12 protein-coding genes are annotated in these 12,490 nt (G+C 63.3%); all 12 read left to right on the forward strand.

All coding sequences use genetic code 11. From position 1 onward, the window contains the following. Positions 1 to 4: 4 nt before the first annotated feature. The 12 genes from MN188_RS13220 to MN188_RS13275 all read left to right on the forward strand — a co-directional run bounded on the left by MN188_RS13220 (position 5) and on the right by MN188_RS13275 (position 12,468). Positions 5 to 853 (forward strand): carbohydrate ABC transporter permease, encoded by an 849-nt coding sequence (locus MN188_RS13220; RefSeq protein WP_242109616.1) that lies wholly within the window; start codon positions 5 to 7, stop codon positions 851 to 853. Continuing rightward, positions 850 to 2,934 carry an alpha-galactosidase gene (locus tag MN188_RS13225; protein WP_242109617.1) on the forward strand — a complete coding sequence of 695 codons (2,085 nt, stop codon included), beginning with the start codon at positions 850 to 852 and terminating at the stop codon, positions 2,932 to 2,934. Before MN188_RS13220 ends, MN188_RS13225 begins: the two co-directional genes overlap by 4 nt. Further along, positions 2,931 to 4,640: an IlvD/Edd family dehydratase gene (locus MN188_RS13230; protein ID WP_242109619.1), complete on the forward strand. Its 1,710-nt coding sequence runs from the start codon at positions 2,931 to 2,933 to the stop codon at positions 4,638 to 4,640. The genes MN188_RS13225 and MN188_RS13230 overlap by 4 nt, the downstream gene beginning before the upstream one ends. Beyond that, entirely contained in the window at positions 4,640 to 5,407 is a 768-nt protein-coding gene (locus MN188_RS13235) for an SDR family NAD(P)-dependent oxidoreductase (RefSeq protein WP_242109621.1), read from the forward strand. Before MN188_RS13230 ends, MN188_RS13235 begins: the two co-directional genes overlap by 1 nt. A gap of 5 nt (positions 5,408 to 5,412) precedes the next feature. Next, on the forward strand, positions 5,413 to 6,297 hold the full coding sequence (locus tag MN188_RS13240; RefSeq protein WP_242109622.1) for a 2-dehydro-3-deoxygalactonokinase: 885 nt from the start codon (positions 5,413 to 5,415) through the stop codon (positions 6,295 to 6,297). Further along, positions 6,294 to 6,899, forward strand: coding sequence for a 2-dehydro-3-deoxy-6-phosphogalactonate aldolase (locus MN188_RS13245; RefSeq protein ID WP_242109623.1), 606 nt, complete (start codon positions 6,294 to 6,296; stop codon positions 6,897 to 6,899). The genes MN188_RS13240 and MN188_RS13245 overlap by 4 nt, the downstream gene beginning before the upstream one ends. Further along, positions 6,896 to 7,711 (forward strand): SMP-30/gluconolactonase/LRE family protein, encoded by an 816-nt coding sequence (locus MN188_RS13250; protein WP_242109624.1) that lies wholly within the window; start codon positions 6,896 to 6,898, stop codon positions 7,709 to 7,711. The genes MN188_RS13245 and MN188_RS13250 overlap by 4 nt, the downstream gene beginning before the upstream one ends. A gap of 2 nt (positions 7,712 to 7,713) precedes the next feature. Then, the gene (locus MN188_RS13255) at positions 7,714 to 9,618 is read left to right on the forward strand and encodes a beta-galactosidase (protein WP_242110002.1); all 1,905 of its coding nucleotides are present in this window, start codon (positions 7,714 to 7,716) and stop codon (positions 9,616 to 9,618) included. Positions 9,619 to 9,833: 215 nt separating this feature from the next. After that, the gene (locus tag MN188_RS13260) at positions 9,834 to 10,337 is read left to right on the forward strand and encodes a type III secretion system chaperone family protein (RefSeq protein WP_242109625.1); all 504 of its coding nucleotides are present in this window, start codon (positions 9,834 to 9,836) and stop codon (positions 10,335 to 10,337) included. 30 nt (positions 10,338 to 10,367) lie between these two features. After that, complete coding sequence (proC, locus tag MN188_RS13265) at positions 10,368 to 11,183, forward strand: pyrroline-5-carboxylate reductase (RefSeq protein ID WP_242109627.1); 816 nt, start codon at positions 10,368 to 10,370, stop codon at positions 11,181 to 11,183. Next, positions 11,180 to 11,518 carry a tRNA-binding protein gene (locus tag MN188_RS13270; RefSeq protein ID WP_242109628.1) on the forward strand — a complete coding sequence of 113 codons (339 nt, stop codon included), beginning with the start codon at positions 11,180 to 11,182 and terminating at the stop codon, positions 11,516 to 11,518. The genes proC and MN188_RS13270 overlap by 4 nt, the downstream gene beginning before the upstream one ends. Further along, a complete protein-coding gene (locus MN188_RS13275) occupies positions 11,518 to 12,468 on the forward strand; it encodes a 2-hydroxyacid dehydrogenase (protein WP_242109629.1) in 951 nt (316 codons plus the stop codon). Before MN188_RS13270 ends, MN188_RS13275 begins: the two co-directional genes overlap by 1 nt. Positions 12,469 to 12,490: the final 22 nt, after the last annotated feature.

Here is a 12,490-nt window from a genome sequence, read left to right on the forward strand (position 1 = left end):
CACCATGTTTCCGACCCCGATCGAAAAACGGTCCCGCGCAGCGCAGATTTCTTATCAGACGTTGCTGCCCATCGCGCTGATCCTGTGGCTCTTGCCGCTGATCGCGGTGGCCCTGTTCTCGATCCGCCCGCTGGCGGACTTCACCAACGGCAACTACTGGGGCATGCCGTCGTCGTTCGAGTTCTTCACGAACTACGGCAAGGTCTTCTTCGAAAGCGATATGCCGCGCTACATGTGGAATTCGATCCTGATCACCGTGCCAACCGTGATCGGCGCCGTGGCCCTGTCGACGATGACGGGCTTTGCGCTGGGCATCTATCGGTTCAAGGGTAACCTTCTGATCTTCTTCATGTTCATTGCGGGCAATTTCGTGCCGTTCCAGATCCTGATGGTGCCGGTGCGCGACCTGACCGTGTCGGCGGGGCTGTATGACACCAAGCTGGGGCTGGTGTTGTTTCACGTCGCGTTCCAAACCGGGTTCTGCACCTTGTTCATGCGCAACTTCATCCGCGCCTTGCCGTTCGAGTTGATCGAGGCCGCGCGCGTCGAAGGGGTGGCCGAGTGGCGCATCTTCTGGTTCGTTGTGCTGCCCTTGATGAAACCCGCCATCGCGGCGCTTGCGGTGCTGATCTTCACCTTCATCTGGAACGATTATTTCTGGGCCATCGTGTTGACCCAGGGGCCGGATGCGCAGCCCGTCACGGCAGGCATCACCTCGTTCAACTCGCAATTTGTGGCGCAATACCACCTGATGAGTGCGGGATCGATCGTTGCAGCCCTTCCGCCTGTCATGATGTTCTTCCTGATGCAGCGCCACTTCATCGCCGGTCTGACCCTGGGGGCCGTGAAATGATCCGATGCTGGCGGCTGGATTGTGCCCGTCAAACGCTGGTTCTGGGCAGTCACCGCGACCACATGGCCGAGGTGCTCTATTGGGGCGCGCGCCTGCCCGATACCGAAGACCTTGAGGCGTTGTTTCACGCGCATGCGCTGGATGTCACCGGCGGCATGCTGGATGAAAACCCCGAGCTGTCGATCTGCCCGGAGGCAACCCGAAGCTTTCCGGGTCAGCCCGGCCTGATCCTGCGGGCGCTGGATGGCACGCCGATGCTGCCGAAATTCTGTTTCCTTGATGCCGAAGAGGCGCCCGGCCAGCTGACGTTGCGGTTTCGGGATCTGAACGAACACCTGACCTACACCGCGCATTTCGCAATCGACCCGGACACGCATATTCTGACCGCGCGCGCGGGTTTGGCGGCCACGTCGCCTGTGCATTTGCACTGGCTGGCCGCCCCGGTCCTGCCGGCGCCGCAATTGTCCGATGACATGCATGATTTCGCCGGACGCTGGTGTGGTGAATTCCAGATGAACACAACGCCCTGGTCGGCGGGCATCCGGTATCGCGAAAACCGCACCGGGCGCACCGGGCATGAACATTTCCCCGGCCTGATCGTGCCCCTGCGCGGCACGACGAACACCCAAGGCCAGTGCTATGCCTTCCACTATGGCTGGTCGGGCGGGCACCGGATGGTCGCCGAAGAACTGCCCGATGGTCGTCGTCAGGTGCAGTTCGGCCACGCCGCGCGCACCCAGCTGGCGCCGGATACGCATTTTGAAACCGCGCCGCTGTATGCGACCTTTGCCAACCACGGCATGAATGGCTGCGCCGTGGCATTCCAACGCCACCTGCGCGACCGCATCGTCACCTGGCCCGACGCCAAACGCCCGCGGCCGGTGCACTACAATTGCTGGGAGGCAGTGTATTTCGATCACGACCTGCCGGTTCTGAAAGACATCGCCGACCGCGCCGCCGCGCTGGGTGCGGAACGGTTCGTGTTGGATGACGGCTGGTTTGGCAACCGCGATGACGACACCCGCGCCCTGTCGGATTGGGAGGTTGATCCGCGCAAATACCCTGACGGGCTGGACCCGTTGATCGATCATGTGCACAGCCTGGGCCTGTCCTTCGGGATCTGGTTCGAGCCCGAGATGATCAACCCGGATTCGAACATCTTCCGCGCCCATCCCAATTGGGCGCTGGGCGGTGAAGATCAGATCATGGGGCGCCAGCAGATGGCGCTGAACATGGCACTTCCAGAGGTGCGCGATTATCTGTTTGATCGCATGGCGGAAGTGCTGGGCGGGCACAAGATCGACTATGTCAAATGGGACCACAACCGCGTGTTGCCCGCGCCTGACGCGGCGCAGACCCTTGGGTCTTATGCGTTGATCGACCGGCTGCGACAGGCGTTTCCGCGCGTTGAGATCGAAAGCTGTGCCTCGGGCGGGGGGCGGATCGATGCGGGCATTCTAAGCCGCACGCAGCGCGTTTGGCTGTCGGATTCGAATGACGCGATCGAGCGGCTGGCGATCCAGCACAACGCGGCGCTGTTCCTGCCCGCCGCGATCACCGGAAGCCATGTTGGCCCGCGCCTGTGCCACACGTCGGGCCGCACGTTGGACATCCGGTTGCGCGCCTGGGTCGCGGCGCAGCGGCACATGGGGTTCGAAATGGACCCCCGCGAATTGACCGAGGACGAGGCGGAGGTCCTGACCCGGGTCACGACCTGGTGGAAAGCCAACCGAGACTGGATGATGGCGGCGGACATTCTGCGGCTGGATGCGGCGGATTCTTCCGTGACGGCCGAACAGCATCGCGCCCGCGACGGCGGCCGTTTCGTCGCCTTTGTCGGGAAGGCGCGGACCTCGGACCAGATCGCCCCACGCCCCCTGCGCCTGGCGCGTCTGGACGCTGACGCAATGTATCGGGTCGCGTTGATAAACCGCGATGACGCCCACCATTTGTCGCGTGGCAATCCCGCACTGAAACAAGGCCCGATTGAATTGTCCGGCGCCTATCTGATGAACCACGGTCTTACGCTTCCCTGGAGCTTTCCCGAGACGATGTGGGTGGTAGAAGGAACACGGATATGAGCAAGGAACGCCGCAACCGGGCCTGGTATGGCAAGCTTGACCGTGATGGGTTCATTCACCGCTCCTGGATGAAAAACCAGGGCTTTCCCGATCATGCCTTTGATGGGCGCCCGGTGATTGGCATCTGCAACACCTGGTCGGAACTGACGCCGTGCAATTCCGGTCTGCGCGATCTGGCTGAAGGCGTGAAGCGCGGCGTGTGGGAAGCTGGCGGATTTCCGGTGGAATTCCCGGTCATGTCGCTGGGTGAAACCCAGATGAAGCCGACAGCGATGCTGTTTCGCAACCTGTTGGCGATGGACGTAGAGGAAAGCATTCGCGCCTATGGCATCGACGGTGTTGTGCTGCTGGGCGGCTGTGACAAGACCACGCCGGGGCAGCTGATGGGGGCCGCCAGCGTCGACTTGCCGACCATCGTCGTCAGCTCGGGCCCGATGCTGAACGGCAAATGGCAGGGCAAGGATATCGGTTCAGGCACGGATGTGTGGAAATTCTCGGAAGCCGTGCGCGCGGGGGAAATGACGTTGCAGGATTTCATGGCAGCGGAAAGCGGCATGAGCCGGTCCAAGGGCGTGTGCATGACGATGGGCACGGCGTCCACCATGGCCTCGATCGTCGAGGCGATGGGGATGAGCCTGCCCACAAACGCAGCCCTTCCCGCGGTGGACAGTCGCCGCATGGCACTGGCCCACATGACCGGCAAACGTGCGGTCGAGATGGTTGAGGAAGAGCTGAAGTTCTCGGACGTGGTCACGCGCGAAAGCTTTGAAAACGCGATCCTTGCCAATGCGGCGGTTGGCGGGTCGACAAATGCGGTTGTGCACCTGCTGGCGATTGCCGGACGGGTCGGTGTGGACCTGACGCTCGATGATTTCGAATTGGGGTCCGATGTGCCCCTGCTGGTCAATTGCATGCCCTCGGGCAAATACCTGATGGAGGATTTCTGTTACGCGGGCGGCATGCCTGTGGTGATGCAGGAACTGGGCCCGCAACTGCGCAAGGCCAACACGGTGCTGAACCGGGATATCTCTTTCTATTCCGACGGGGCCGAGTGCTGGAACGACGACGTCATCCGCACTGTGGCAAACCCGTTGAAGCCAGCCGCCGGCCTGCGGGTCCTGCGCGGCAACCTGGCCCCCAACGGGGCAATCGTGAAGCCTTCGGCGGCCACGGATGCGTTGTTGGAGCACGAGGCCGAGGCGTTCGTTTTCGAAAACATCGAGGACATGAAAGCCAACATCGACCGCGAAGACCTGCCGGTGACCAAAGACACGATCCTGGTGCTGAAAGGCTGCGGCCCCAAGGGGTACCCGGGCATGCCCGAGGTTGGCAACATGCCGATCCCGGCGAAGCTTGTGAAGGACGGCGTGCGCGATATGGTGCGTGTGTCCGACGCTCGCATGTCGGGCACTGCCTTTGGCACTGTGGTGCTGCATGTCTCGCCCGAGGCCAACGCGGGCGGCACCTTGGCGCTTGTGAAGACTGGCGACCGCATCCGCCTGTCTGCCAGCGAAGGCGTGTTGGAGCTTATGGTGTCGGATGCGGTCCTGGCCGAACGCCGCGCGGCGTGGCAACCGGACGCGCCGCATTACACCCGCGGCTATGCCAAGATGTATGTCGATACGGTCCTGCAAGCCGATCGGGGCGCGGACCTGGATTTTCTGGTGGGCAAGGATACCCGCCCTGTGACGAGAGAGAGCCACTGATGACCATAGCCACGTTTCACGACCTCAAAGGTGCATCCGTTTTCATCACCGGAGGCGGTTCGGGCATTGGCGCCTCGCTGACGGACGGGTTCCTTGAGCAGGGCGCGCAGGTCGCCTTCGTCCAGCGCTCGGACGCCTCCGAGTTCTGTGACGAGATGGAGGCGAAACACGGCACCCGCCCCCTGTTCATCCCGTGTGACATCACGGATGTCGAAGCGCTTCAGGGCGCGGTCACGCAAGCGGCCCAGGCGCACGGGCCGGTGACCGTCCTGGTGAACAACGCTGCCAATGACAAACGCCATACGACCGAAGAAGTGACCGAGGAATTCTGGGACTGGTCCCAGGCGATCAACCTCAAAGCCTATTTTTTCGCCTGCCAGGCCGTGATTGACGGGATGCGCAAGGCCGGTGGTGGGGCGATCGTCAATTTCTCGTCGGTCAGTTACATGATGGGGAACGTGGGGTATCCGTCCTATACCACCGCCAATGCGGGCATCAACGGCATGTCGCGGTCACTGGCGCGTGAATTCGGGCCGGACAGGATCCGGGTAAATGCGCTTGCCCCGGGGTGGGTGATGACGGACAAGCAGCGCGATCTTTGGGTCACGCCCGAAGGCCTGGCCGCCCATATCGACCGCCAATGCCTCAAGGATGAACTGGTGCCGCGCGATATCGTGGATGCGGTGCTGTTTCTTTCCTCCAACGCGTCGCGCATGATGACCGGCCAGATGATGGCGGTAGATGGCGGCGTGGTCATGACGGGGTAGGGCGCATGGATTGGGTCGCTGTAGATTGGGGCACGACACATCTTCGCGCGTGGCTGATGGGGGGCGATGCCCCGGTGCTTCGGACCTCGGACAAGGGAATGGGTGCCCTGACGCCTGATGGGTTCGAACCCGCCCTGCTGGCGTTGGTCGGCGATGATCTGACCGGCCCGACACCTGTCATCGCTTGCGGCATGGTCGGCGCACGCCAGGGCTGGGTTGAAGCAGCCTATGCCAAGGTGCCCTGCACCCCTCCGGGCATCGCACAGGCCATCCGCGTGCCCACCCAAGATGCGCGCCTAAAGATGCATATCCTGCCCGGGGTCAGCCAGGACAACCCGGCAGACGTGATGCGGGGCGAAGAAACCCAGATCGCCGGGTTCCTGGCCAGCAATCCTGATTTCGCAGGCGTGCTGTGTTTGCCAGGCACGCATACGAAATGGGTGCAAATTTCGGCGGGCGAAATCGTCAGCTTTCAGACCGTGATGACGGGTGAGCTGTTTGCGCTGTTGTCTACGCAGTCGGTCCTGCGCCATTCGATCGGTGACGGCTGGGACGATGCGGCGTTCGATGCGGCGGTGTCAGACGGGGTGTCGCGGCCACAGGCGATTGCTGCGAAACTGTTCAGCCTGCGCGCCGAAAGCCTGTTGCACGATCAATCACCTAACGTGGCACGGGCGCGCCTGTCCGGGCTGCTTGTCGGGATCGAACTTGCGGCGACGAAGCCCTATTGGCTGGGCCAGCAGGTCGCGTTGATCGGCGCGCCCGGGCTGTGCGCACCATACGCTGCCGCATTGTCGGCGCAGGGGTTGAGCGCAACGCTCCATTCCGGCGACGATATGACCCTTGCGGGTCTGATTTCCGCTTTTGAAACCCTGAAGGAAATCCCATGAGCCGAGCCATCATCGCCATTCTGCGCGGGATCACACCTGAGGAGGTCACCGCCGTCGGCGCGGCCCTGGTTGAGGCCGGGATCGACCGAATCGAAGTGCCGCTGAACTCACCCGACCCGGTCGAGAGCATCCGACGCCTGGTGGTCGCCTTCGGGGACAGGGCGCTGATCGGGGCGGGCACCGTGTTGACCGTGCAGGATGTCGCGGATGTGGCTGGGGTCGGCGGCAAGCTGATCGTCTCTCCCGACTGCAATCCCGAAGTCATCGAGGCTGCCAAGGCGACGGGGCTTCAGAGCTTTCCTGGCGTCATGACGCCCACCGAATGTTTCACGGCGCTACGCCACGGTGCCGACGGGCTCAAATTCTTTCCGGCCAGCCAGATCGGTCCCGGCGGGTTGAGGGCAATCCGCGCCGTATTGCCGTCTGACACGGCGACCTTTGCCGTGGGCGGGGCCGGGGCGGACAATTTCGCGGATTGGTTCGATGCCGGGGCGACCGGTTTCGGCATTGGCACGGCGATCTACCGACCGGGCGACACTGCGGCAGACACCGCGCGCAAGGCCGCGACAATCGTTGCTGCCTATGACAAGGCCGCCCGATGAGCATCTTTGATGACCGCATTTGTGCATTGGGCGAAGGCCCGTTGTGGCACCCCGAGCGCAAGCAATTGTTCTGGTTCGATATTCTGGGGATGCGGTTGTTGACCCGTGACGCGACCGGTCCGAAGGAATGGGCCTTTGACGAACATGTTTCGGCGGCGGGCTGGGTTGATCACGACACGCTGCTGATCGCCTCGGAAACCGGGCTTGGCCTGTTCGATCTGACGTCTGGTGAAAGCGAATGGGTGGCTGGGATCGAAGTCGACGACCCGACCACCCGCTCCAACGACGGCCGCGCCGATCCCTTTGGCGGTTTCTGGATCGGCACGATGGGCAAGAACGCCGAACCAGGCGCTGGGGCGATCTATCGGTTCCACCGGGGCCAGGTCGAGACCTTGTTCCACGACATCACCATTTCAAACGCGATCAGCTTCGCCCCGGACGGGCAGGTGGCGTATTTCACAGACACCGTGACAGGCCGGATCATGCGCCAACCGCTGGACGGCGATGGCTGGCCAGACGGCAAGGCCGAGACCTTCGTCACGCTTGAGGGGCCGGACGGGGCCGTGGTCGATGCCGACGGCTGCCTGTGGGTGGCCCAATGGGGGGCGTCGCAGGTGGCGCGCTACAGCCCGCAGGGGGCCTTGCTGTCGACGGTCACATTTCCGGCCAGTCAGATCAGCTGTCCCGCCTTCGCAGGCACCACGCTGTACGCAACCTCGGCGGCGGTGGGCGTGAGCGAAGAACACGGCGGCAAGACCTTTTCCGTCGATGTGGCCATTCAGGGCCAGAAAGAACATCGGGTGCTTTTGTGACGCTGAAACGCACGCTTGGCTGCTGTTACTACCCCGAACACTGGCCGCGCGCCGTCTGGGAAGACGACGCGCGCCGGATGGCCGACGCAGGATTGACCTGGGTCAGGATCGGTGAGTTTGCCTGGTCGCGGTTGGAGCGCGAGCCAGGCACTTTCACGTTCGATTGGCTGGACGAGGCGTTCGAAGTCCTGGGCAAGGCCGGGTTGAAGGTTGTGTTGGGCACCCCCACTGCCACGCCGCCCCGCTGGATGCTGGACCGTCACCCCGACATGCTGGCCGTGGATGCAGCCGGGCAGCCGCGAAAGTTCGGGTCGCGGCGGCATTATTGCTTCAGTCACGAAGGCTACCGCGCCGAGGCTGCGCGCATCACCCGCGCGCTGGCCGAAAGATATGGCCGCAACTCGCATCTGGGCGCCTGGCAGACCGACAACGAATATGGGTGCCACGATACGATCCTCAGTTATTCCGACGCGGCACGCCGGGCGTTTCAAGACTGGCTTTCTCAGCGGTATCAAAGTGTTGATGCGCTGAACCGGGCCTGGGGCAATGTGTTTTGGTCGATGGAGTATGACAGGTTCGATCAGGTCGACCTGCCCAACCTGACCGTGACCGAACCCAACCCGTCGCACAGCCTGGATTTCCGTCGTTTCAGTTCGGACCAGGTGAAGGTGTTCAACCGGACCCAGGTCGATATCATCCGCGCGCATTCCGCCGCGCCGATTTCGCACAATTACATGGGCCGGATCACCGATTTCGATCATTTCGACCTTGGGGCGGATATGGAAATTGCGACCTGGGACAGCTATCCCCTTGGCTTTCTTGAGGACCGTGTTCCGGCGGATATCGCGCACAAACGCGCCTTTGCGCGACAAGGCGACCCGGACTTTCAGGCGTTTCACCACGACTTGTATCGCGCCGTTGGGCGCGGGCGGTGGTGGGTGATGGAACAGCAACCCGGCCCGGTGAACTGGGCGCCTTACAATCCCGCCCCTTTGCCCGGCATGGTCCGACTTTGGAGTTGGGAGGCCTTTGCCCACGGCGCCGAAGCGGTCTGCTATTTCCGGTGGCGGCAAGCGCCGATGGCGCAGGAGATGATGCATGCAGGCCTGTTGCGGCCAGATGGCGTGGATGCTCCGGGCATGATCGAGGCGCAGCAGGTGGGCCAAGAGCTGGCCGAGGCGCCAGATGTTGCCCCGGTGCAGGCGCCGGTCGGGCTGATCTTCGACTATGCGGCCGAGTGGGCCTGGGCCGTGCAACCCCATGCGGCGGGGGCGAGCTATTTCCAAATGGTGTTCGAAACCTATCAGGCGCTGCGCAAGCTGGGCCTGTCGGTGGACATCCTGCCGCCCGAAACCCGCGCATTTGACGGCTACAAGCTGGTGCTGGCGCCGGGGCTGATGCAGATGCCCGACGATTTGAAACAGGCGCTGAGTGCCGCGCAAGCGCAGGTCGTGCTTGGTCCGCGCGCCGGGGCCCGCACGCGCGACATGCAAATGCCGGTTCCGCTGGCCCCAGCCTTTCCCGGTCTTGATGTCAGGGTCAGCCGGGTGGAAAGCCTGCGCCCGGACATGCCGATGCCGCTTGAGGGTGGTGGTGCGGTCACGACGTATCGCGAAGAACTGGAAGGCACCGCCGAGGCAATCCTGCGTCTGGACGATGGCAGGCCGGTCGCGATGCGCGCGGGGCGCGTGACCTATCTGGGGGGCTGGCTGGACAGCGTTGGCATCGTGCGGCTGTTGCGCCCGCTGTGTGATGCTGCTGGGGTCGAAACCCTGGACCTGCCCGAGGGCGTGCGCCTTCGCGACACGGGCGCGGAACGGTTCTGGTTCAATCACACAGATGCGCGTGTGACCGTTGAAGGCCATGACCTGCCCGCCGCCGGGGTTTTGCGTCAGCCGCTGATCTGACCCTGCTTCCGCCCTGTTGAAAACTCGCTCAGCCTGTGGATGAGCCTTGATTTCCTGTGGACAAGTCCGATCCACAGGAAAGTTTTCCTTTACAGCGAATCACCATTCCGGCACGATATCTGGTATAGGCATGGCGCAGAGAACGCCGAACCTAGTACAGGCACCCAGCCCTTGTGGTCTGCTCCACGGGCGCTGGAAACCAGAGAGGGCCACACATGTCGGTTTCCGAGCAGTTCTTCGAAAACGAAGATCTTCACCCGATCGATATCGTCGAACACATCGCCGAACACCACGCTTGGGACTTTGACCGTGTGGCTGATGACCAGATCGCGATGGCGGTCGAAGGGCAGTGGCGCACCTATTCGATCACGCTGGCCTGGTCACCCTATGACGAAACTCTGCGCCTGATCTGCACCTTCGAAATGGAGCCGCCCGAGGACAAGCTGCCAAAGCTTTACGAGGCTTTGAATGCCACGAACGACAAGATCTGGGCGGGTGCGTTCACCTATTGGCACGAACAGCGGCTGATGGTGTATCGCTATGGCCTGGTTCTGGCGGGGGGGCAGTTTGCTGGTCCGGAGCAGATCGACCGCCTGATCGCCGCGGCAGTCACCGCATCCGAACGGTTCTATCCGGCGTTCCAGCTGGTCAGCTGGGCGGATCAAAGCGTCGAAGACGCGATGCAGGTCGCTATTGCCGAGGCCTACGGCCGCGCATAACCTGCCCCCGGACAAATTCGGGGAACACACATGAACATGGATGATCTGACCGCGCGCGGCCTTGTGCTACTTGGCTGTGGCAAGATGGGGTCTGCGATGCTGGAGGGCTGGTTGGGGCAGGGGTTGCCTGCCAGCTCGGTCTGGGTGCAGGACCCGTATCCGTCAGGCTGGCTCAAGGCCCTCGACGGTCTGCACCTTAACGAAGACCTGCCTGCCGACCCGGCCATCGTGCTCATCGCGGTGAAACCACAGATGATGGGCGAGGCGCTGCCGACTCTGGCAGCCCTCGGCAATGGCAAAACGCTGTTTCTGTCGGTCGCGGCGGGCACCTCAATCGCGACCTATGAGGCGATGCTGGGGGCAGATACGCCGATCATTCGCGCCATGCCAAACACCCCCGCCGCCGTGTCGCGCGGGATCACCGCGATCATCGGCAATGCGCAGGCCAGTGCTTCGCATCTGGACTTGGCGCAGGACTTGCTGTCCGCTGTGGGCCAGGTCGTGCGACTGGAGCGCGAAGATCAGATGGACGCGGTCACCGCCGTATCCGGCTCGGGCCCGGCTTATGTCTTTCACCTGATCGAAACCCTGGCCGCAGCCGGGGAGGCACAGGGGCTGCCGGCCGCGCTGGCCGTGCAGCTGGCGCGCGCCACCGTGGCCGGGGCTGGTCATCTGGCCGAACAGGCGGACGACGATGCCGGGCAGTTGCGGGTGAACGTGACCTCGCCCGGTGGCACCACGGCCGCAGCCCTTGAGGTGTTGATGGACGAGGACACCGGTTTCCCGGCCTTGCTGGCACGTGCCGTGAAGGCCGCCGCGGATCGGTCGCGGGAGCTTGGGAAATGAGCGAAATCAGCTTTGACGATTTCCTGAAGGTCGACATCCGCAAGGGCACGATCATTCGCGCCGAGCCCTTTCCCGAGGCCCGCAAACCTGCGATCAAGCTCTGGGTCGATTTCGGCGGCGAGATTGGTGAAAAGAAAAGCTCGGCCCAGATCACCGCGCATTACGATCCGGCCGCGTTGGTTGGCAAAGCAGTGCTGGCAGTGGTGAACTTCCCGCCACGCCAGATCGGCCCAATGCGGTCCGAGGTGCTGGTGCTGGGCCTGCATGACGACGCAGGTGAGGTGGTTCTGATCACCCCAGACAAGGACGCGCCCGATGGCGCGCGGATGTGCTGATGCGGCTGTTCATCTCTCGCCCGCTGCCCGACGCGGTGCTGGCGCGCGCGCGCGCGTCCTTTGACGTGGTGGTGCGGGAGGATACCGCGCCGCTTTCACGGGACGAAATGGTCGCGGCACTGCGCGATTTCGACGCGATCCTGCCCACCCTGCGCGACGCCTTCAGCGCCGAGGTTTTCGCGGCCGCGGGCGACATCCGCTGCAAAGTGTTGGCGAATTTCGGCGTGGGCTATAACCACATCGACGTGGACGCGGCCCATGCGCATGGCATTGCCGTGTCCAACACCCCTGGTGCTGTCACGGACGCGACCGCCGACACCGCGATGACCCTGATCCTGATGGCTGCACGCCGGGCGGGCGAAGGCGAGCGCCTGGTGCGTTCCGGCAATTGGGCGGGCTGGCACCCGACCCAGATGCTGGGCCTGCATGTAACCGGCAAGACCGTGGGCATCATCGGCATGGGCCGGATCGGTCAGGCAATCGCCGCACGGTGCCACCACGGGTTTGATATGAAAGTCGTGTTTCACAACCGGTCACCGAAACAGGTCGACCTGCCCGCAACACAGCTGGAAAGCATCACCGCCGTCTGTGCTGCCGCCGATATCATCGTGCTGGCGGTGCCGGGCGGGGCGGAAACGACCCACCTGATTGGCCCCGAGGAGCTGGCGGCGATGCAGCCGCACGGTGTTCTGGTCAACATCTCGCGCGGGGAAGTGGTGGACGAGGCCGCTTTGATCCACGCGCTGCAAAGCGGCCAGATCGGCGCGGCAGGGCTTGATGTCTATGAATTCGAACCCGACGTGCCCGAGGCGCTGATTGCTCTCGATAACGTCGTGCTTCTACCTCACCTGGGTACCGCGACACTGGAGGTGCGCAGCGCGATGGGGCTACTGGCTGTCGAAAACCTGGAAAACTTTGCGCGCGGTGACGGATTGCTGACGCCGGTGTGATCCGGTGCCTTGGATTGGGGGC

The sequence above is a fragment of the Aliiroseovarius subalbicans genome, assembly GCF_022678625.1.
GTDB lineage: Bacteria > Pseudomonadota > Alphaproteobacteria > Rhodobacterales > Rhodobacteraceae > Aliiroseovarius_A > Aliiroseovarius_A subalbicans.